This window comes from Demequina rhizosphaerae (assembly GCF_000971255.1).
In the GTDB taxonomy this organism is placed as follows: domain Bacteria; phylum Actinomycetota; class Actinomycetes; order Actinomycetales; family Demequinaceae; genus Demequina; species Demequina rhizosphaerae.
The window spans coordinates 38463-59297 of sequence record NZ_BBMC01000012.1; the positions used below are offsets into that span (position 1 = coordinate 38463).

A 20835-nucleotide genomic window follows, 5' to 3' on the forward strand; every position below is an offset into this window, starting at 1 on the left:
GGGCCGTCGTGAAGGTCTCGGCCCGCGCCGACTACGCCCTGAGGGCGACGGCCGAGCTCGCGCGCGCCGATGCGCCGCGCACCGCGGGGGAGATCGCCTCGAGCCAGGGCATCCCGCGGAAGTTCCTCGAGGGCATCCTCACGTCCCTGCGCGACGACGGCCTCGTCATCGGCCAGCGCGGCATCGGCGGCGGCTACCGCCTCGCGCGCGAGGCCGCGGACATCACGCTCGCGGACGTCGTGCGCGCGGTCGACGGCCCGCTCGTCTTCGTGCGCGGCGAGCGCCCCTCGGGCCTCGAGTACGACGGCGCCGCATCGGAGCTCCTCACCATCTGGGTCGCGGTGCGCGCGAGCATCCGCGCGGTGCTCGAGCGCGTCACCGTCGCGGACCTCGCCTCCGGCGAGCTGCCCGGGGAGATCCGCGAGCTCGTCGAGGACCAGGCGGCGTGGGAGGACGCGCAGACCAACCTACTTGGCGAGTAGGTATTGATTCCTACCTACTAGGTGGGTATGGTTTGGCTCACCTCGACCCATGGCCGCGCCCGCGGCCGGCTCGGGGCGGAGAACCCTCATGCGCACTCTCGTCCTGGTGGCGATCGTCGGCTTCGGCGCCCAGCTCGTCGACGGCAGCCTCGGCATGGCGTACGGCGTCACGTCGTCCACGCTCATGCTGGCCGTGGGCCTGTCGCCGGCGCTCGCGTCGGCCACCGTCCACCTCGCGGAGGTGGGCACCACGTTCGCCTCCGGCATCGCGCACGCGCGGTTCGGCAACGTCGACTGGCGCGTCGTGTGGCGGGTCGGCGTCCCGGGCGCGATCGGCGCGTTCGCCGGCGCCACGTTCCTGTCGAGCATGTCCACCGAGGCGGCCGGCCCCATCATGGCGATGGTGCTCTTCGGCCTCGGCATCTACGTCCTCACGCGCTTCACCGGCACCAAGGTGAGCGCGGACAAGGCCGCCCGACCCCTCCGCGCACGCTTCCTCAGCCCGCTCGGCCTCGTCGCCGGCTTCGTCGACGCGACCGGCGGCGGCGGATGGGGGCCGATCGGCACCCCGACGCTGCTCGCCTCGGGCCGCCTCGAGCCGCGCAAGGTCATCGGCTCGATCGACACCTCCGAGTTCCTCGTGGCCGCCGCCGCATCCGTCGGCTTCCTCGTGGGGCTCGGCACGTCCGGCATCGACTTCGGCTGGGTCCTCGCGCTGCTCGCGGGCGGCCTCGTCGCCGCCCCGCTCGCCGCCTACCTGGTCCGCCACGTGCCGCCGCGCATGCTCGGCGCGGCGGTCGGCGGCATGATCCTGCTCACCAACGCGCGCACGCTCCTGCACACCGACGCGCTCGCCTCGGTCGCCCCGTACGCGTGGGCGGTCTACGCCGCGATCGTCGCGGTCTGGGCCTGGGCGATCGCCCGCGCGTGGCGCGGCCACCGCGCGGACCGGGCCGTCCGCGCCGCCGACGAGACCGAGGCCGCGGTCGCCTGATCGAGGCCCCGCCGCCGGCTCATCCTGCCGGACGCGCGCATCGTCCCCGGGGACGATGCGCGCGTCCCGTCACCCCTGCTAGCGTCCCAGGGAGAAGGAGGATGCTGTGGAACAGTTCCTGTGGTGGTTCATCGCGGCGATGGTGCTGGGGGCGGTGGAGATCTTCACGCTCGACCTGCTGTTCGCGATGCTCGCGGGCGGTGCGCTCGCCGGAGGCCTGGCGGCCCTGCTGGGCGCGCCGTGGTGGTTGAGCATGATCATCGCGCTCGCGGTGTCGTCGGCGCTCATCGGTCTGCTGAGGCCGTTCCTGCTGCGCTCGCTGCGGGCGAAGGGCGAGGGGGCGGCGGAGACCAACACCGCGGCCCTCGTGGGCCGCGAGGCGCGCACGCTCGACGAGGTGACCGAGACCCGGGGCCGCGTCAAGCTCAACGGGGAGGTGTGGTCCGCGCGCACCGAGGACGATGCGCCGGCCATCCCGGAGGGTTCCGAGGTACGCGTCCTGAGGATCGATGGGGCGACCGCCGTGGTCGCGCCCGAGAAGGAGAGCTGAGATGGACAACGTCGGAACGATCATCGTGTGGGTCGCGATCGCGGTCCTCGCGATCTTCGTCATCACCGCGATCGCTCGCGCGATCATCGTCGTGCAGCAGACGCAGGCGTACCTGGTGGAGCGGCTCGGCCGCTACCACAGCACCATGGACGCGGGCCTGCACCTGCTCGTGCCGTTCATCGACAAGGTGCGGGCCAAGGTCGACCTGCGCGAGATGGTCTACTCGTTCCCGCCGCAGTCCGTCATCACGTCGGACAACCTCGTGGTGGACATCGACACGGTCATCTACTTCCAGGTGACCAACCCCAAGGCGGCCGTCTACGAGATCGCCAACTACATCACCGGTGTCGAGCAGTTGACGACCACGACGCTCCGTAACATCGTCGGCACGATGGACCTCGAGCAGACGCTCACCAGCCGCGACCAGATCAACGGCCAGCTGCGCGGCGTCCTCGACGAGGCGACGGGCAAGTGGGGCATCCGCGTCAACCGCGTGGAGCTCAAGTCGATCGAGCCGCCGCTGTCCATCAAGGACTCGATGGAGAAGCAGATGCGCGCCGAGCGTGACCGCCGCGCCGCGATCCTCACCGCGGAGGGCGTCAAGCAGTCGGCGATCCTCACCGCGGAGGGCGAGAAGCAGTCCGCGATCCTGCGGGCCGAGGGCTCGGCGCAGTCCCGCATCCTCGAGGCGGAGGGCGAGGCCCGCGCGATCCTCCAGGTGTTCGACGCGATCCACGAGGGCGACGCGGACTCCAAGCTGCTGTCGTACCAGTACCTCCAGATGCTCCCCGAGATCGCGAAGGGCACCAACAACCAGATGTGGTTCGTGCCCACCGAGTTCACGGGCGCGCTCAACGCGATCGCCGCGGGCTTCGGCGGCACCGAGGAGCCCGAGCCGCTCGAGCGCGACCCCGAGCGCGCGAGGCGCGCCGGCTCGCGGATCACCTCCGCGCTCGCCGACCCGCGCGCCGCGCTCGAGGAGGCCCGCCGTCAGGCCGAGGGCTTCTCCGCCGAGGCGGAGCAGGCGGGCAGCGGCTCCGGCAAGCCGTTCGACCCGGATGCCGAGAAGGGTCAGTAGGGACGATGCGACGGGCCCCGGGGGAGCGATCCCTCGGGGCCCTCGCCGTCCTCGGGGCGCGTGACGGGCTGCCCCGGGGACGCGCTCATCCGCCCGGCGCCTGCCGGCGCTCGCGGACCATCCACACCGCCACCACCACGAGGGCCACGCCGGTGAGCAGCACGCCCACCCAGGTCGCGACCGCGTCGCCCACGAGGTGGTCGATGAGCTGCGGGGTGGAGATCAGCAGGCCGATCCCGCCGGGCACGATGAGCACGGCGAGCCGCGACACGGTGATCGCGACCGCCAGGAGGGCGACCGAGACGGCCACCGCCGCGATGAGCATCGGCGTGCGCGTGACGTCGTACGCCGTCGTCTGCAGGGCGAGCACCGTCAGCATGCCGCCCGCGACGAGCCCCGCGGTGGCCGGCCTCAGCCACCCCATCGCCGCGCCGGCCACCCACGCGGCCCCCACGGCCGCGAGCGTGAGGCCGAGCGCGAGCGCCATGTCGCGGTCGTCGGCGGCGACCAGCGACACCGTCGAGGACGCGAGCCCCGCCAGCGCCGCGAGCGTCGCCAGCTGCGCGAGACCTCGCCGGCGCGCCGCGTAGATCACCGCCGCGACCACGAGCGTCGGCGCCGTCACCGCGACCCCCATGGCCTCGTCCGTGACGCCCGCGGCGTCCGTGATCACCCACGCGAGCCATGCGGTCAGGCCCACCGTCGCGAGGAGCAGCACCGACGCGAGGCGCTGCGCGGGGTCCGTCGCGACCCGGGCCGCGAGCGTGCCGCCCACCGCCACGACGGCGAGCAGGCCCGCGACGATCGCGACCCGACCGGCCGTCGGCAGGTCGGCCCACGTCCGTCCCAGGAGGAACGACACGGCGGAGATGACGAGCGCCGCCCCGAGGTAGCCGACCACCTCGCCCACGAGCGCGAGCGTGCGCGGCTGCGATGGCGGTGGGGGTGGTGCGACGGCCTCGGGGCCTGTGGCGACGGCGTCGGGTGCGGATGCAGGTGGCGCGATGTCCTGGTGCTCGTGCTCGTACCGGCGCAGGTCGTCCCCCACGGCGGGGGTGATGAGCCCCGCCTCGACCCATCGGTCGATACGTGCCTCGAGCCCGTTCATGGCCGCTTCCCTCCAGCGACACCGACGTCGTCGTCGACACCTCCAGGCTACGCCCGGGCCGGGCGCGCGGCCACCGGATCCTGGGATGATGGCACCCATGCCCGTCATCCCGATCGACGATCCCAGCGACCCCCGCCTGGCCGACTACCGCGGCCTCACCGACGTCGCGCTGCGGCGCGTCCTCGAGCCCGAGCGGGGCCTCTACATGGCCGAGGGCGCCAAGGTGATCGCGCGCGCGATCCGGGCCGCGCATCGTCCCCGCTCCGTCCTCGTGAGCGAGCGCTGGCTCGAGTCGGTCGCGCCGCTCGTGGACGACGCGACGCCCGTGTACCTCGCGCCCGCCGCGCTGCTCGAGGACGTCACCGGCTACCAGGTCCATCGCGGCGCGCTCGCGTCGATGGAGCGGCCGGCGCTGCCCGCGCTCGCGGACCTCGCGCGCGACGCGCGCCGCATCGTGGTGCTCGAGGGCATCGTGGACCACACCAACGTGGGCGCGATCTTCCGCTCGGCAGCGGGCATCGGCGCCGACGCCGTGGTGGTGTCGCCCACGTGCGCGGACCCGCTCTACCGGCGCTCGGTCAAGGTCTCGATGGGCACGGTCTTCCAGGTGCCGTGGACGCGCGCGGAGTCATGGCCCGGCGCGCTCGGCGAGCTGCGCGCGCTCGGCTTCACCGTCGCGGGCCTCGCGCTCACGGACGATGCGGTGACCCTGGACGACTTCGCGGCCGGGGCGGGGGAGCGGGTCGCCCTCGTCATGGGGACCGAGGGCGACGGGCTCACCCGCCAGGCGCTCGCGCACGTCGACGCGGCCGTGGTGATCCCCATGCACGGCGGGGTCGACTCGCTCAACGTGGCCGCGGCCTCGGCGGTCGCGATGTGGGAGCTCCGCGCCCGCTAGGACGCCTCCGCCGTCGCCTCGTGCGTGAGCGGGTCGTAGAGGAACGTCACGGTGGCGGGCGCATCGAGCTCGAGCACCATGTTGGGGCCGTCGCCCACGCCGCCGGCGCCGTAGTTCTCGTCCCACGAGCCGTCGATCGCGATCTTGTACTCGTGGCTGCCCGCGGGCAGGTCGACCGTGAGCGTCCACGCCGCCGCGGCGTCGTCGAACGTCATCGCGACCTCCTCGCAGTCGGGCTGCCACCACTCGGCGCAGCCGACCAGCTCGTTGAAGCTGCCCGGCACGGACGGCTGGCCGGCGCCCTTCGCGCCGCCGGCGCGCGCGGCCACGATGACGGACTCGACCGAGACCCCGCCCTGCGTGACCGTGGCCTTGTACTGGACCTCGGCGCCGACCTCGACGTCCGCCAGGTCGTCGGTCGCCACGTACGCGGGCGCGGTGGTGTCCGTCCCGACCTCCGTCCAGTCGCCGCCCGCCACGCGCCGCGAGATCGTCACCGACGTGTCCGCGCGTGCCGGCGCCACGGCCGCCACGACGGTCGCCTCGACGCCCACCGTGCCGCCCGCGAGCGGATCGGCGATCGCGACGGTCGGCTCGGGCACGGCCGCCGTGACCGGCTCGCTGGTCGACTCGTGGCCGACGCCGTCGGAGACCACCGCCTGGTACTCGACCGCGGCGCCGGGCGCGAGGCCCGTGACGACGTCGTAGACCTGGAACGGCGCGGCGTCGTCGGTGCCCAGGTGCTCCCACGCGCCGCCCTCGGCGCGCGCCCAGAACGACACCTCGGCGTAGCCGTCGCCCTCGACGCTCGCGCGCACGGGCAGGCGGCCGGGGTCGACCTCGTCGCCGGCGTCGCCGTCCCACCCGGCCTCGAGCGTCACGGCGGGAGCCTCGTCCCGCTCGACGATGCCGGAGCCGGCCTGGTAGACGACCGTCCCGTAGGCCGGCACGGTCACGGTGGCCACCCCCGCATCGTCCGTCTCGACGGTCGCGTCGCCGTCGCCCGCCAGCAGCGTGAGCGTGCCCCGCGACCACGTGGGGACGGCGACGGTGCGCGGCTCGTCGTCGCTGTTGAGCGCGACGACCGTCTCGACCCGCTCGTCGCGGTCGAGGCGCGAGAACGCGTACACGCCGCGGCCGTCCTCAGCGAGGCGCGTCACCTGCGCGCCCGACCGCAGCGCCGGCGTCGCCTCGGTGACGGCGGCGAGCTCCGCGATCCACGCGTAGAGGGGCTGCGCGGTGTCGTAGACGGGGTCGGCGAGCGTCGCGTCGGACCCGATCAGCTCATCGTCCACGTACTCGGGGATCGACGTGCCGAACATGGGCTGGCGCGCGGCCTTGTCGCCGCCGTCGCCGGTGAGGCCCTGCTCGTCGCCGTAGTAGACGATGGGGTTGCCGCGCCCGAGCAGCAGCAGCGAGTGCGCGAGGAGGTCGCGGGCGAGCAGCTCGTCGTCGTCCGCGCCGGGGTTGTCCTCGAGCAGCATCCCGCCGAAGCGGCCCATGTCGTGGTTGCCGAGGAACGTGGGCAGCTGGGCGGCGCTCGAGTCCGCGTCGGTGAACCAGTCGTCGGCCGCGTAGAAGGCGGCGAGGTCGGACGCGTTGCCCTTGCCCGAGGCGAAGGCCCGCGCCGCGCCCTGGAACGGGAAGTCGAGCACCGCCTGGAAGCCCACCTCGGTGGTGTAGCGGGAGGTGGCGGCGCGCGAGCCGTCGTAGACCTCGCCGAACACGAAGAAGTCCTCGGCGCCCTTGTCCGCCGCGGCGCCGAGCACGCCCGGCAGGAACTCCTCCCAGAAGCCGTCGTCGACGTGGCGGACCGTGTCGACCCGGTAGCCGTCGATGCCGGCGTCGATCCAGTCGGAGTAGAGCGCGGTCATGCCCTCGACCACGGCCGGGTTCTCGGTCCACAGGTCGTCGAGGCCGAAGAAGTCGCCGTACTGCGAGTCCTCGCCCGTGAAGGTGGTGTTGCCCCGGTTGTGGTACATCGTCACGTCGTTCAGCCAGCCCGGGCTCTTGGCGTCCTCCTCGCCCGCGGCGAGCACGGGGTCGTAGGGGAAGGACGAGGCGCCGACGGCCGGGAAGGTGCCGTCCGCCGCGGCGGCGCGGTCGTCGAACGCGTTCCCGTCCGCGTCGACGTAGGGGACCGCGTCCGTGCCGATGTACGGCATGCGGTCGCCCTCGGCGTAGCCGATGACGTCCGCGGTGTGGTTGGTGATGATGTCGAGGAAGACCTTGATGCCGCGCGCGTGCGCCGCCTCGACCAGGCTCTCGAGCGCCTCGGTGCCGCCCAGGTGCGGGTCGATGCTCGTGAAGTCCGTGATCCAGTAACCGTGGTAGCCGGCCGAGGAGTCCTCGAGCTGCACCGGCTTGTTCGTGAACGGCGGCGACACCCAGATGCCCGTGACGCCGAGCCCCTCGAGGTAGTCGAGCCGCTCCTCGACGCCCGCGAGGTCGCCGCCCTGGTAGAAGCCAGCATCGGTGGGGTCGAGGCCCGACACGAGGGGATCGGCGCCCAGCCCGCCGTCGTCGTTGGTCGGATCGCCGTTCGCGAACCGGTCCGCCATGAGGAAGTAGAGCACCTCGTCGGCGGGCGCCTCCCTGGCGGGCGGGACCGCGTGCGGACCCTCCTCCCCGCCGAGCAGCAGCGCGGCGGCGATGCCGCCCCCGATCAGGACCGCGCCCGCGGCGCCCGCGACGATGCGGGAGCGGGTCGAGCCGAGCATCGTCATCGATGCAGCCTCCGTGCCTGGGCCTGCGGGCCCTCCGTGATGAGCGTGACGACGCCGTCGCGGTGCACGGGTGCAAACGCTTGCATCGTCGCCATGGACAGCCATCGTAGGGCCTTTCCGGGCGCGTCCGCGCATGTGTCGCGCCTCGTCACGCAGGCGTCTTGCCGACTGTCGGAGGGCGGGGTCATAATCGAACATACGTTCGAACAGGTGTTCGAACGGACGATGCGGGAGGCGGGTGACGCGATGGAGACGGCCGAGGCGAGGATCGCCCGGGCGCGCGAGGCGCTCGCGGGGGTCCAGCGGCGGGTGGGCACCACGCGCGACCGCTGGGAGGCGCCCGCCCTGCCGCTGACGCCGCTGCTCGACCAGGTGCTGCCGCAGGGGCTGCGGCGCGGCCAGGTGGTCGCGGTGGCCGGCTCGACGTCCCTCATGCTCGCGCTCGCGGCCGCCGCCTCGGAGGCCGGCTCGTGGACCGCGGCCGTGGGGATGCCCGCGCTCGGCGTGGTCGCGGCGGCCCGGCGCGGCCTCGACCTCGCGCGGCTCGCGCTCGTGCCCCACCCGGGCGCGCAGGCGGCCGCGACGGCCGGCGCGTGCGTCGACGGGATGGACGTGGTGCTGCTGGGGCCGCGCCTCGCGCTGTCCGACGCGGACCGGCGCCGGCTCGCCTCCCGCGCCCGGGAGCGCGGCACGGTCATCGTCGCCGAGGGGGCCTGGGCGGGCGCCCACACCACGCTCACCGCGGTGGGGTCGCGCTGGCACGGGCTCGGCGCGGGCGACGGCCGCCTGCGGGGCCGCGAGCTCACGGTGCGGGTCGAGGAGCGTCGCGGCGGCACCGCGCGGCTCGTCACGCTGCCGATCGAGGGGTCGGCCCTCGGCGCCACGACCGCCGGCGCCGGTGTCCCGGCGCGCGGCGGCGCCACCGCCCCGTCGGTGTCGCTGCGCGCGCTCGGGGGCGCGGCATGAGCGTCGTCACCGTGGTCCGCCGCGCCGTCCTGTGGGTGCCGGACTGGCCCGTGGTCGCCGCGATGACGGAGGCGGGGCTCGGCGCGCACGTGCCCGCGGCCGTCCTGCACGGGCGCGGGCTCATCGCGGTCTCCGCCGCCGCGCGCGCGGCCGGGGTGCGGCGCGGCAGCACCCGCCGCCTCGCGCAGCGCGCGTGCCCCGAGCTCGCGATCCTGCCCCACGACGAGGGCCGCGACTCGCGCCTGTTCGAGGCCGTCGCGGCCGCCGCCGAGCAGGCCGTCTCCGGCGTCGAGATCTCCCGCCCCGGGCTCATGATCATCCCCGCGGACGGCGCGGCCCGCTTCCATGGCTCGGAGGAGGCGCTCGCGGAGGCGCTCGTCACCGCGGTCGCCGAGCACGCCGGGATCGAGTGCGCGGTCGGCGCCGCGGACGGGCTGCTCGCGGCCGTGCTCGCGGCCCGCTCCTCCGAGGTGGTGCCCGCCGGGGCGTCGCGGGGCTACCTCGCGCCCGCGCCCGTCGACTCGCTCGCGCTCGCGGCCATGGAGCGCGCGCAGCGTCAGGAGGCCGAGCGGCTCGCGAGCGTGCTCACGCGCTTGGGGATCGTCACGCTGGGGGACCTCGCGGCGCTGCCGTTCGCGGACGTGCTCGCCCGCTTCGGGCCCGTGGGGGTGTGGGCGCACCGGCTCGCGTCGGGGGAGGACCTCGCCCCGCCGGTGCTGCGCCGCACCGAGGAGGACATCGCCGTCGAGCACGTGTTCGAGGACCCGGCCGAGCGGATCGAGCAGCTCGTCCACGTCGCCAAGGAGGCGGCCGCGGCCCTCGACCGGGCGCTGCTCGACGCCGGCGTGCGCTGCGGGCGCGTGCGCATCACCGCCCGCACGGAGAAGGGCCAGGAGCTCGAGCGCGTGTGGCGCACGGACGTCGGCACCCGCGCCGGCGCGTTCGCGCGGCACATGACGGACCGCGTGCGCTGGCAGCTCGAGGGCTGGCTGTCGGGCACCGTGGGCGCGTCCGGGGCGGCACGCGGGCCGGGTGCCGGAGCCGCCGGCCAGGTGCCGGAGCCGTCGCCGCTCGTGTCGCTCGGCCTGGTCGCCGAGGACGTGGTGCCGCTCGGCTCCGAGCAGGCCTACCTGTGGGGCGGGGTGTCGGGCGCGGACTCGCGCGCGCATCGTGCCCTCGAGCGCGTCCAGGGGCTGCTCGGTCTCGAGGGCGTGCTTGCGGTCGCCGAGCAGGGCGGACGCTCTCCCCGCGACAGGGCGCACCTTGCGCCCTGGGGCCAGGAGGCGCCCCCCGCCCGCGCGATCGCGCACCCGTGGCCGGGGCGCATCCCCGACCCGCCGCCGGCCACCGTGCCGCCCGTCGCGCGGCCCGCGCTCGTGCTCGACGCGGGCGGCGCCCCCGTCACCATCAGCCGGCGGCTCGCGGTGAGCGCCCCGCCCACGTGGGTGCGGCTCGAGGCGGACCCGGCCGACGAGCGGGCGCAGGCCGCCAACCGCCACCCCTCCTCGGGCCACGTCGGCCGCGTCGCGGGGCCGGTGTGGGACCGCGCGCGCCCGGTCGAGTCGTGGGCCGGGCCCTGGCCCGTGTCCGAGCGCTGGTGGTCCGAGGACGCGTCGCGGCGCGCCTACGTCCAGGTCGCGCTGCGCGACGGCGAGGACACGGTGACCGCGGTGCTGCTCGCGTACGGCGGCGGGGAGTGGGAGCTGGAGGCCGTCTATGACTGACGTCCCCGAGTACGCCGAGCTCCACTCCCACAGCGCCTTCAGCTTCCTCGACGGCGCGAGCCAGCCGGAGGAGATGGCGGCCGAGGCGGGGCGCCTGGGCCTCAGCGCGCTCGCGATCACCGACCACGACGGCCTCTACGGCGCGGTGCGCTTCGCGGGCGCCGCGCGGGAGGTCGGCCTGCCCACGGTGTTCGGGGCGGAGCTCAGCCTCGCCGCGGACGGCCCGGGCGGGCGTCCCGTGCTCGACCCGCCCACCGGTGTGCCGGACCCGCGCGCGTCCCACCTCGTCGTGCTCGCGCGCGGCGCGAGCGGCTACTCGCGGCTCAGCCACGCGATCGGCATGGCGCACCTCGCGACCGGGGAGAAGGGCCTCGCCCGCTACACGCTCGAGACGCTCGCGGACGCGGGCGGCGGGGACCTGCTCGTCCTCACCGGTTGCCGCAAGGGCCCGGTGCGCGCCGCCCTCACGGGCCTCGGCGGCCCCGGGTTGGGCGGCACGTCCCGCCGGGCGGGGCACGATGCGCTGGCAGGCGGCGTCTCCCGGGAGGGCCACGTGGCCGCGCGGGCCGAGCTCGACCGGCTCGTCGCGCTGTTCGGCCGCGAGGGCGTGGCCGTGGAGATCACGGACACGGGCTCGCCCTTCGACTCCGAGGTCAACGCCGCGCTGGCGGATCTCGCGTTCGACGCGGGGCTGCCGCTCGTCGCCACCACCAACGCCCACTACGCGACCCCGCGCGACGCGGATCTCGCGGGCGCGCTCGCCGCGGTGCGCGCGCGGTCCTCGCTCGACGACATGGACGGCTGGCTGCCCGGCTCGCCCGGCCAGCACCTGCGCAGCGCGGGGGAGATGCTGTTCCGCCACCGCCGCCACCCGCAGGCCGTCGCCACCGCGGCGCGCCTCGCCGCCGAGTGCGCCTTCGACCTCGACCTCGTCGCCCCGAACCTGCCGCCGTACCCCGTGCCGCCCGGCCACACGGAGGCGACATGGCTGCGCGAGCTCACGTACCGGGGCGCGCGCGAGCGCTACGGGCCGCCGGACGCGGAGCGGGTCGAGGGCGCCTGGCGGCAGATCGAGCACGAGCTCGCCGTCATCGAGGCGCTCGACTTCCCGGGCTACTTCCTCATCGTCCACGACATCGTGGCGTTCTGCCGTCGCGCGGACATCCTGTGCCAGGGGCGCGGGTCGGCGGCCAACAGCGCGGTGTGCTTCGCGCTCGGCGTCACCGCGGTGGACGCCGTCACCCACGGGCTGCTGTTCGAGCGCTTCCTCGCGCCCGAGCGCGACGGGCCGCCGGACATCGACGTCGACATCGAGTCGGACCGCCGCGAGGAGGTCATCCAGTACGTGTTCTCGCGCTTCGGGCGCATCAACGCCGCGATGGTCGCGAACGTCATCCAGTACCGGCCGCGCTCCGCGGTCCGGGACGCCGCGCGGGCGCTCGGCTTCGACGTGGGCCAGCAGGACGCGTGGTCGAAGTCGATCGACCGGTGGAGCACGCTGCGGATGTCCCCGCAGCAGGAGGAGGAGTGGGCCGCGAAGCAGCGCGACGCGATGAGGCCCGAGCCGCCGCCCGCGCAGGAGCTCGACCACATCCCCGACAACGTGCTCGAGCTCGCCGACCGCTTCCTGCGGCTGCCGCGCCACCTGGGCATCCACCCCGGCGGCATGGTGCTGTGCGACCGGCCCGTCATCGACGTGTGCCCCGTCGAATGGGCGCGCATGCCCGGCCGCACCGTCCTCCAGTGGGACAAGGACGACTGCGCCGACGCGGGCCTCGTGAAGTTCGACCTGCTCGGCCTCGGCATGCTGTCCGCCCTCAAGTACGCGTTCCGGTTCCTCCAGGAGGTGCGGGGCGAGGACCTCGGCCTGCACTCGCTGCCGCAGGAGGACCCGGCGGTGTACGACCTGCTGTGCGCCGCGGACACCGTGGGCGTCTTCCAGGTCGAGTCGCGCGCGCAGATGGCGACCCTGCCGCGGCTCAGGCCCCGCCGCTTCTACGACATCGTCATCGAGGTCGCGCTCATCCGGCCCGGCCCCATCCAGGGCGGCTCCGTGCACCCGTACATCAACCGGGCGCGCGGCCGCGAGGAGGTCACCTACCTCCACCCGCTGCTCGAGAGGTCGCTGGGCAAGACCCTAGGGGTGCCGCTGTTCCAGGAGCAGCTCATGCAGATGGCGATGGACGCCGCCGGCTTCGACGGCGCCCTCGCGGACCAGCTGCGCCGCGCGATGGGCTCGAAGCGCAGCCCCGAGCGGATGGAGGCGCTGCGCGCCCGCTTCATGGTGGGCGCGAACGAGCGGGGCATCACCGCGGAGGTCGCGCACCAGATCTTCGACAAGCTCAAGGCCTTCGCCGACTTCGGCTTCCCGGAGTCGCACTCGTTCTCGTTCGCCTACCTCGTCTACGCGTCGAGCTGGCTCAAGGTGCACCGGCCCGCCGCGTTCTACGCGGGGCTGCTCGCCGCGCAGCCCATGGGCTTCTACTCGCCGCAGTCGCTGGCCGCGGACGCGCGCCGCCACGGCCAGGTGCTGCTGCGCCCGTGCGTCGTCCGCTCCGCGGTGCTCGCCCGGGTCGAGGAGCTCGACGCGCCGTTCGAGGCGCCGGGGGAGCGGCGCGAGGAGATGGCGCGGCTCGTGCGCGTCGACCCCACGCTCGCGGTGCGGATGGGGCTCGGTGCCGTGCGCGGGCTCGGGGACGAGGCCGCGGCCGCCATCGTCGCGGCGCGTGCCGAGCGGCCCTTCGCGGACCTCCACGACATGGCCCGCCGCGTCCGCATCCGTCCCAAGGGCGTGTCGGGGGAGTCCGGGCTGGCGCCGGAGAAGGGGCTCACCACCGCGCAGTGGGAGGCGCTCGCGACGGCGGGGGCGCTCGAGAGCCTCGGCGTGACGCGGCGCGAGGGGCTGTGGGCCTCCGGCGTGCTGTCCCGCGAGGGGCCCGACACGCTGCCCGGCACGGTGCCGGGCGCGCAGGCGCCCATGCTGCCGGGCATGAGCGTCGTCGAGGAGGCGGTCGCGGACGTGTGGGCGTCCGGCGTGTCCGTCGAGGGGTACCCGACCGCCTTCGTCCGTGAGGGGCTCGACAGGGCCGGCGTGCTGCGGGTCGCCGAGGTGCTCGCGCACGAGGCGGAGCGGCGCGTCACGGTCGCGGGCGTCGTCACGCACCGGCAGCGGCCCGGCACGGCCCGCGGCGTCACGTTCATCTCGCTCGAGGACGAGACGGGCTTCCTCAACGTCATCTGCTCGGTGGGGGTGTGGAAGAGGTTCCAGGCGGTGGCGCGGCGCTCCCCGGCGCTCATCATCCGCGGCCGCATCGAGCGGGCGGACGGCGCGACGAACCTCGTCGCCGAGCACCTCTCGCCGATGTCCCTCAAGGTGCCGTCGCGCAGCCGCGACTTCCGCTGAGGCGGCCGCGCCCACGCGGGCACGACCCTCAGCACCGCGGCGCCGGGCTTCGTCGACCGGCGCGCGGCGTCAGGCGGCCGCCGCCGCGGCCGGGGCGGGGGTGACCAGGTGCCGCAGCGTCGCGAAGAGCCACTTCACGGCCACGACGGACGCCAGCACGATCACCGGGCCGGTCGTGCCGGTGACGAGCGCCCACACGAGCGCGACCGTCGCGACGATGCTGAGCAGCCCGCCCACGCGGTGGTACCAGTGCTTGGCCTGCGGGTCCGACTCGAAGGAGTCCGCGGACCCGCCCGCGCAGGCCGCGACGCCCAGCACGTAGACGAGCCCGGCGGTCGTGCGCGCGGACTCGATCAGCGGCCAGTCGAGGCCCGCGGCGTGCGCCCATGCGAGCGTCACGGCGCCGCCCGCCAGCGCGGTCCCGACGATGTCCCTGCCCGATGCGATCACGGCCGACCCCCTTGCCAGATGCGTGCCCCGGGAACCACCTTCCACGCTACGCAGCGGGCGTCCGGGCGCGAGGGTCCAAGGTCCCTCCGGCACGGGGTCCGGCGAACGGCTCGCGACAGGGGCGGGAATACCTGGGGCATCGCGCGAGGTTGTCAGAGGCGCAACCCGGGAAAGCGCACTCAACCGAAGGAAGGAACAACCATGTGGGACTTCATCCTCTGGATCGCCGCGGTGATCCTCGTCGTGTTCGGCGTGATCCGCATCTTCCAGAAGCAGATCCTGTGGGGAGTGGTGCTCATCGTCATCGGGCTGCTCGTCGGGCCGGGAGGCGTGAGCCTGCTCACCTGACGCGCCATCACTTTGTTTTTCGGTGGTTCGAGCCTCGAGTGGATTTTGCGGCCTCCAGACCGTGCTAAAGTTCTTCTCGCGCTGAGGCGCTCGGAAGAGCTCCTCGGACCACCTGTCCGGGTGGCGGAATTGGCAGACGCGCTAGCTTGAGGTGCTAGTGCCCGTATTAGGGCGTGGGGGTTCAAGTCCCCCCTCGGACACCAAGGGCTGGTTCGGTAATCGGGCCAGTTCTGTTGGGGAAAGTCCCTCAGGGTGGACCCGCAAGGGTCGCCTGGGGCCCCCAGCAAGGCGAGAAGGCCGCCTCCGACTGATGTCGGGGGCGGCCTTCTGCTTTGTGCGGCTATGTATAGGTGTCTAGGGCCTGTTTCGGCTGTTTCCGGGCATGCTTGCGCCTCCGGCCCTTGCGGGTCCGGAGGCGATCTGAGCTGTTCTGTTCCGGTGGCCGCCGCTTACGCGGCGATCTCATCGGGTGGCGAGAGGTCCTCGTCGCGGACGGCGATGCTGTGGCCGGGGTCGGGGTGGCCGGAGGGGCCGGGGTCCGTGGGGCTGTTCTGCTCGTTGGCGTTGCGAACTGCGTTGAACGCGTTGATGCGCTTGACGTTAGTCGCGGCGGCGAACATGGCGGCGAGGATGCCCTGCTTGGCGAAGCCGCGTACGCGGCGGCGCTTGGTGTCGCTCATGCCGTTGGCCTTGACGTCCTTGTTGAACGTCTCGACCTGCTGGCGCTGGCCGTACATCTTGTACCAGCTGGGCGACTTGTAGGCGTAGTCCTGGTAGTACTTGCCGGTCTTGTCGTCGAGCTTGACCTTGTGCGTCAGCTGCGTGCTGGTGCAGATCGGACCGGGCATGACGGGAGGGTTGGTGATGCGGAGGCGGGTCTTGCCGTCGTTCATGCGATCGGTGAGCTTGTTGCGTAGCTCGGCGTCCTCGATCTGTGCGACGACCCGCTCTCGCAGCGGGCACGAGACCCCACCGCGCGGGTCCGATGCAGGGCATGAGATGCGGAGCTCACCGTCGGCGTTGGGTATCTCCTTGATGGGCAGGTTGAGTAGCGTTCGGCGCTCGAGCTGCTGTGCATAGGTGCGGTCGGGCTCGGCAGTGTCGGCGTCGTCATCGACCGTGTCCAGGCGCTTGCGGGCGTTCTTGGTTGCGTTCGTCATCGCGGCAGAGATCGCCGGGCAGCAGAACTGGCCCTCGACTTGCACAGAGCCGATCGGGCCGTCGATCTTGCCTAACTGGGTGCTGGTGTAGTCGTGGCACGTCTTGTAGCCGAGTTCGCGGGCCGGCTTCTTGAACTTCTTGTACTGCGCGTTGGGCATCACGGCGCGGTCGCCCACTACGGTTCCGGGGCCGATGCCGTTCTCTGTCGCGAACTTGTGGGCGGCCTCGAGGACGGTGAGGGAGTTCTCACCGATCCGCGCACCCGGTGTGTCGATCGAGACCGCGACGGCGAGGTTCAGCGTACGGTTCGACTTGGTTGCATGCTCGTCGTCGATCATGACGCCGAAGTGGACCTCGAGGGCCCACGTCGCGTCCCGGACTTCCTTGCGGCTCAGGGGGGTGACGCCATCTTCGTGGAAGCCGCCGTGGTCACCGAGGCGGACGTACCAGCCGCCCATCGCCTCTGAGTGGTGCAGGCGGGTGGAGTTGCAGTTGCGGTATTCCTTGCGCACGCCGCCGCCGAACTTCGTGGAGGAGATGGCGAGCTTCGTGCCGTCGATCGCGAGCGATCCGCGCCAGGTCCTTTTGATCGCGCGACGAACCTCACGGTTGTAGCGGTACAGCGAGCCGTGCACGATGGCGTTCATCAACCACAGCAGGCGCTCGCGCTTCGCGGCGATCTCGTCCGGGTCGAGCGCTGCGATGGCGGCTTCGACCTCGTTGATGGGACGCGGCGCGCGCGTCGCGATGCCAGGGAAGGGTTCGACGAGGTCGCTGAGGCGGTCCATCGCGGACTGCATTCGGTCGTACAGGGCCGCCGGTGAGAGGGCGAAGGTGACGGTGCCCTCCTCCTCGGTGTGCTTCACGTCCCAGAAGGTCCGACCCGCGGGGTCGTCTTTGAGGGCGTAGACGTCGTCGCGGATGCCGAGCAGGTCGGCGGCATCCCTGGTCAAGCGGAAGCGCGCCGTCTGCGCGACGTCCATGATCAGCGAGGCTGAACCGTCCTCGACGACGGCGCTCAGCAGGATCAGGAACGACTCGAGGCTGACCTTCTCGGGTGCGCCGCGCTTGACAGAAGTTCGGTCGTGGCCGCGCTGCCAGGCGCGCACCTGATCGAAGACGCCCTCGTGTTCGAGCCCCTGGCGGATGCGCTGGACATGGGTGATCTTGAGGTCGCCCCGATCGTCGGGCTGAACCCGCTTGAACTTGCGCGACACCCGCTCGCGATCCTTCGCCCGCTCGGCGTCCTTGCGGGCCTCACGTGCCTGACTGGCGCTCACTTGATCGGCTTGCTTTCGGCGCGCAGGCGGGCCCGGAGATCCGCGGGGTCAAGGTCCGGGACATGCTTGAGGAAGCGGGCGATGGCGGAGAAGTCCTGCACGCCCATCGCTTCCATGAGGCCCTTGATAGGCAAGTCGGCGCTCGCCCTGTTGACGATCCAGGTCGCCCTGAGGCGCTGGGTGGACACGGTCAGCCCGTTTGGGACGTACTTGTGGATGAACAACGAGGTGGTGTTCTTGGTGGTTCGCGTGCGGCCGGTGCGGAACACGAACGCGTCAGGGTCGAGCCCGGTGGCGGCGTCGACAAAGATCTCCTCGACGCTGCGGAGCAAAGTCGTGAGGCGGGGTCGGGCGCCGCTGACGTGGAGCACGACACCCTTGTCGCCGATCTCGACGTCGCGCACGCGCAGGTCGGCGACCTCCCGGGCGGTGAGGCCAGCGCCGACGCATCCACCGACGAGAATCACGGCGTCGCGGGAGTTGCGGGCATTGGCCATCCCGTAGGCCCAGACCCAGATCTGGTGGAGCTCGTCGTCGCTGTAGGGAGCGACGCCGGCCGACGGCGGCAGGGCGACCATCCGGGGGCGGGCCGCGCCCGGGTTGAGGACCTCCATGACGCGCAGCAGCCGCGAGCGGTAGTTGCCGGCGGTCGACTTCGTGACGCCCTCGATGCCAAGGTCGGCCCACTCTGCGATGAGCGACGGCTGGAAGATCACCTCCCGATCTAGGTCCTCACCGCAGACCCGGTTGCACCAGTCGACGTAGAGGGACACTGTCGCGAGGAGGTTGCGGGCGCTGTAGCGGGTTCGCGGCAGCGCGTCGCGTACCGCCTCCCGAACGAACGCAGCGGTCCGCGCCCAGTCTTCCTCCGCGACCCTGCGGGGGCTGGGTGTGTACGCGTTGATCGCGTCGTTCACGTCACTGCGGCTGTCCGAGTCACCCGGATGGAGGAATACGCCAACACCGGAGGTCTTTGATGCTACATGCGTCGTCGCCGAGGTGCACGTCGAGGCTGCGGTGCGGGACGCCGCCATCGGTGACAGGTCGACTCGTGTCACGCCTTCGCGGGTCGCCAGGGATCGCCGTACGGCGTCCGTGTCCGTGCCCGAGGTTGTGCGCGTCGCGTCCGCGCGACTGGTGTCGTCCGCCGTGGCGCCGTTGTGGCGCGCGCACAAGGAGTGCTGACGTGCGGAGGTCATGCGGCGTCCTTTTCGCCTCGGAGCTGAGCGCGGTACTCGCCAGGCGTCAGCGCGGGCACGTACTTGAGGTAGCGGGCGATCGCGGAGAAGTCCGTGACGCCCATGGCCTGCATCACTGCGCGAATGTCCCGGCCGTCAGTGAGGAGCGAGGTGATCCAGGTGCCGCGGGCGCGCTGCGTCGAAAACGGAGCTGGCATGCGACCGTTGGACGTGAGGAAGTTCGAGGCGGTGTTCTTCGCGGTCGCACGACGGTGCGGGAGAAACACGAAGGCCTGAGCGGGAGCCCTTCCAGCGGCATCGGCGAAGACGTGCTCGAGGTGCGGTAGCACGTGCACGTAGCGCTCGCGCGGAGCGCCCACTCGCAGCATGACTCCCCTGGCGTTGACCGTGATGTCTCCTACGCGAAGATCGCTGATCTCGCGGCCGGTGAGCCCGGCGCCGAGGCCGCCTGCGAGAAGGATGGTGAGCTCCCGGCGGGACTCCGCTGACGCGTGGGCGTCGACCCATTCCCACAGGTCTTCCACCTCGAACTTTGTGTACGGGGCCTGCGCGTCGGAGGGCTTGCGCTGCGACGGGCGTCGCTGGACCGAGTCCGCGTTGACGACCTTCGTGATCCCCTGCAGCCGCGAGGCGTGGTTGCCCACGGTCGTCGACTTGAGGCGCCCGTGGGGCAGGTCCGCGTACGCGGCGATGAGCTCGGGGTCAAAGATCAACTCGCGCGACAGGGCGATGCCTCGCACGCGGTGGCACCAATCGACGTAGGGTGCCGCCGACCCCATGAACTCCCGCACGCGGTAGACGCTCCTAGGGTCGCGGGCCCGCGTCGCTTCCCGGACAAGCTTGGCGACCCGCGGCCAACGGTCGCGCTCGAGCGTCCCCGGGGCCGGCACGTAGCTCGCGATCGCCGCCGCGATAGCGGCCGGGTCATCCGAGTCGCCCGGCTGCAGGTAGGCAGCCTCCTTCGCCGCGCAGGACCCTGCATGGGTGCCTCGCCCGGTGCGGGGGTCCCCATCGAGCGGTGGGACGAGGGCGAGACGAGCGCGGCGGACGCCTGCTTCAGGTGTGGTTGTCTCGGCTACGCTCGAGGCATGCCGCCGAAGCGACTCCGGCCCCGCGACCTCACAGAGGTGTGGCCTGACTCGCCCGTCGCGGACGCCGTCGGCGAAGTCGCCCGACGGGTCGCCCTGGCCCTGCAGGCGGCGATCGGTGAGTCGAGCCTGCGCGAGGTCGCCGCTCGGACCGGAGTCGATCACACGACCGTCGCCGACGTGCTCAACGGCACCGCCTGGCCCGACACCATCACCCTCGCCCGACTCGAGATCGGACTCGGCGTCGCGCTGTGGCCCGCCGACTACATCGCCGAGGCTCGCGACGCTGGCCGTGGCCAGTGACGGCTCCCTAGGCTCGTCCGCACCGCACGCACCATCGGCACCACGCTCGTCGGCCCCACGCGACCCACCCATCACCTGCACACATCCTCCTGATCGACAGCCACCCCGCAGACCCGCTCCCAAGTCAGCGCTCGCGGTCAGGGAGTAGTTATTCCACAGGTAGTCGCGGGACCCGCGAATTTACATGCCCGATCTCAAAGAATCTTTTCAGAATGTGGCGAACTCCCTGGTAAAAAGCAGGTTTAACAGTGCGTGCGGTGTTTATGACTGGTTTCTTGGTCGAAATTGCTCGCGCGAATATCGACACGCCTGCTCAATGTTTATCCTGGTGTCCTGCCCCCCGTTTTTTGGTCCGTTTCTTCTGTGAGTCTTGTCCAATGGTGAGAGTGCTTGTGGAGGTGTGAGGTGGCGGCTGCGAAGCGGTACACGACGGAGCAGATCGTGGCGAAGCTGCGGGAGATGGAGAAGCTTCAGGCGCAGGGGATGTCGATTCCGGCGGCGTGCAAGCGGTTGGGGATCTCGGATCAGACGTTCTATCGGTGGCGACTCAAGTACGGGGCGCTGAAGGAGGACGAGGCGCAGCGGTTGAAGGCTCTGGAGGCCGAGAATGCCCGTTTGAAGCGCATCGTGGCGGAGCAGGCTCTGGACATCAGCATGTTGAAGGACTTGACCCGGGGAAATTGGTGAGCCCGGCTCGCCGCCGGGCTGCCGTGGCGCGGCTGGTGCGCCGTTTCAAGGTGTCGGAGCGGCGTGCCTGCTTGGTGGTGGGGCAGCATCGCTCGAGCCAGCGGTACGTGCCGGTGGCGTCGGACTTCGAGGCGCGCCTGGTGGCCGCGATGCGCGTGATCGCCGACGCTCATCCGCGGTGGGGGTATCGGCGGGTCCATGCGGGGCTGGTCGCGGATGGCTGGCAGGTCAACGTCAAACGGGTCGAGCGGTTGTGGCGGGCGGAGGGGTTGCAGGTGCCCTCGCGGCGTAAAGGTGCTGGTCAGAAGGCGTTGGGTTCGGATGAGCATGCCTTGTGGGCGTTGCCAGCGCTGCGGGCGGGGCATGTGTGGTCGTACGACTTCATGTCCG

Annotated in this window: 18 protein-coding genes and 1 tRNA gene; 13 read left to right on the forward strand and 6 right to left on the reverse strand. The window is 72.5% G+C overall.

Annotated elements, in window-relative coordinates:
- The first annotated feature begins 8 nt into the window (after nt 1–8).
- The 4 genes from AOM07_RS13800 to AOM07_RS13815 all read left to right on the forward strand — a co-directional run bounded on the left by AOM07_RS13800 (nt 9) and on the right by AOM07_RS13815 (nt 3104).
- Nucleotides 9–482 carry an RrF2 family transcriptional regulator gene (locus AOM07_RS13800; protein ID WP_062314812.1) on the forward strand — a complete coding sequence of 158 codons (474 nt, stop codon included), beginning with the start codon at nt 9–11 and terminating at the stop codon, nt 480–482.
- Between the two features lie 88 nt (nt 483–570).
- Nucleotides 571–1476, forward strand: coding sequence for a sulfite exporter TauE/SafE family protein (locus AOM07_RS13805; protein WP_062314814.1), 906 nt, complete (start codon nt 571–573; stop codon nt 1474–1476).
- A 106-nt stretch (nt 1477–1582) separates the two neighbouring features.
- Nucleotides 1583–2026, forward strand: a complete 444-nt coding sequence (locus AOM07_RS13810; protein WP_228374465.1) for an NfeD family protein — start codon at nt 1583–1585, stop codon at nt 2024–2026.
- Nucleotide 2027: 1 nt separating this feature from the next.
- The gene (locus tag AOM07_RS13815) at nt 2028–3104 is read left to right on the forward strand and encodes an SPFH domain-containing protein (RefSeq protein ID WP_062314817.1); all 1077 of its coding nucleotides are present in this window, start codon (nt 2028–2030) and stop codon (nt 3102–3104) included.
- Between the two features lie 85 nt (nt 3105–3189).
- Here AOM07_RS13815 and AOM07_RS13820 read toward each other — a convergent pair whose 3' ends face one another.
- Complete coding sequence (locus AOM07_RS13820) at nt 3190–4212, reverse strand: DUF2157 domain-containing protein (RefSeq protein WP_062314819.1); 1023 nt, start codon at nt 4210–4212, stop codon at nt 3190–3192.
- A 97-nt stretch (nt 4213–4309) separates the two neighbouring features.
- Between AOM07_RS13820 and AOM07_RS13825 the strand changes: the two genes are divergently transcribed.
- Nucleotides 4310–5110: a TrmH family RNA methyltransferase gene (locus AOM07_RS13825; RefSeq protein ID WP_062314822.1), complete on the forward strand. Its 801-nt coding sequence runs from the start codon at nt 4310–4312 to the stop codon at nt 5108–5110.
- Here AOM07_RS13825 and AOM07_RS13830 read toward each other — a convergent pair.
- Nucleotides 5107–7836, reverse strand: coding sequence for an alpha-amylase family glycosyl hydrolase (locus tag AOM07_RS13830; RefSeq protein WP_084830324.1), 2730 nt, complete (start codon nt 7834–7836; stop codon nt 5107–5109). The two genes, AOM07_RS13825 and AOM07_RS13830, sit on opposite strands and share 4 nt — an antisense overlap.
- Before the next feature lie 210 nt (nt 7837–8046).
- Here AOM07_RS13830 and imuA' point away from each other — a divergent pair, with 210 nt between their 5' ends.
- From imuA' to AOM07_RS13845, 3 genes are read left to right on the forward strand one after another with little or no spacing between them, the layout of a single operon-like run.
- On the forward strand, nt 8047–8802 hold the full coding sequence (imuA', locus tag AOM07_RS13835) for a DnaE2-dependent mutagenesis accessory factor ImuA' (RefSeq protein WP_156171950.1): 756 nt from the start codon (nt 8047–8049) through the stop codon (nt 8800–8802).
- The gene (locus AOM07_RS13840; protein WP_062314829.1) at nt 8799–10526 is read left to right on the forward strand and encodes a Y-family DNA polymerase; all 1728 of its coding nucleotides are present in this window, start codon (nt 8799–8801) and stop codon (nt 10524–10526) included. Before imuA' ends, AOM07_RS13840 begins: the two co-directional genes overlap by 4 nt.
- Nucleotides 10519–13929, forward strand: a complete 3411-nt coding sequence (locus AOM07_RS13845; protein WP_062314831.1) for an error-prone DNA polymerase — start codon at nt 10519–10521, stop codon at nt 13927–13929. Before AOM07_RS13840 ends, AOM07_RS13845 begins: the two co-directional genes overlap by 8 nt.
- 69 nt (nt 13930–13998) lie before the next feature.
- Here the strand turns inward: AOM07_RS13845 and AOM07_RS13850 are convergent, their stop codons facing one another.
- Entirely contained in the window at nt 13999–14379 is a 381-nt protein-coding gene (locus AOM07_RS13850; RefSeq protein WP_062314833.1) for a hypothetical protein, read from the reverse strand.
- 201 nt (nt 14380–14580) lie between these two features.
- Here AOM07_RS13850 and AOM07_RS15005 point away from each other — a divergent pair, with 201 nt between their 5' ends.
- Together AOM07_RS15005 and AOM07_RS13855 are read left to right on the forward strand one after the other, a co-directional pair.
- Nucleotides 14581–14727 carry a GPGG-motif small membrane protein gene (locus AOM07_RS15005; RefSeq protein ID WP_169746579.1) on the forward strand — a complete coding sequence of 49 codons (147 nt, stop codon included), beginning with the start codon at nt 14581–14583 and terminating at the stop codon, nt 14725–14727.
- A 114-nt stretch (nt 14728–14841) separates the two neighbouring features.
- Nucleotides 14842–14930: transfer RNA gene (locus AOM07_RS13855), tRNA-Leu, on the forward strand.
- 246 nt (nt 14931–15176) lie between these two features.
- Here AOM07_RS13855 and AOM07_RS13860 read toward each other — a convergent pair.
- From AOM07_RS13860 to AOM07_RS14825, 3 genes are read right to left on the reverse strand one after another with little or no spacing between them, the layout of a single operon-like run.
- Nucleotides 15177–17168, reverse strand: coding sequence for a hypothetical protein (locus AOM07_RS13860; RefSeq protein ID WP_156171951.1), 1992 nt, complete (start codon nt 17166–17168; stop codon nt 15177–15179).
- Nucleotides 17165–18367, reverse strand: coding sequence for a site-specific integrase (locus AOM07_RS13865; RefSeq protein ID WP_062314837.1), 1203 nt, complete (start codon nt 18365–18367; stop codon nt 17165–17167). Before AOM07_RS13865 ends, AOM07_RS13860 begins: the two co-directional genes overlap by 4 nt.
- On the reverse strand, nt 18364–19257 hold the full coding sequence (locus AOM07_RS14825; protein ID WP_062314839.1) for a tyrosine-type recombinase/integrase: 894 nt from the start codon (nt 19255–19257) through the stop codon (nt 18364–18366). Before AOM07_RS14825 ends, AOM07_RS13865 begins: the two co-directional genes overlap by 4 nt.
- Before the next feature lie 198 nt (nt 19258–19455).
- Here AOM07_RS14825 and AOM07_RS14830 point away from each other — a divergent pair, with 198 nt between their 5' ends.
- The 3 genes from AOM07_RS14830 to AOM07_RS13885 all read left to right on the forward strand — a co-directional run.
- Nucleotides 19456–19758 carry a helix-turn-helix domain-containing protein gene (locus AOM07_RS14830; RefSeq protein ID WP_062314840.1) on the forward strand — a complete coding sequence of 101 codons (303 nt, stop codon included), beginning with the start codon at nt 19456–19458 and terminating at the stop codon, nt 19756–19758.
- A 405-nt stretch (nt 19759–20163) separates the two neighbouring features.
- Nucleotides 20164–20445, forward strand: a complete 282-nt coding sequence (locus AOM07_RS13880; protein ID WP_082099438.1) for a transposase — start codon at nt 20164–20166, stop codon at nt 20443–20445.
- 35 nt (nt 20446–20480) lie between these two features.
- Nucleotides 20481–20835, forward strand: a 355-nt coding sequence (locus tag AOM07_RS13885) for an IS3 family transposase (RefSeq protein ID WP_156171954.1), incomplete at its 3' end; no start/stop codon positions are given.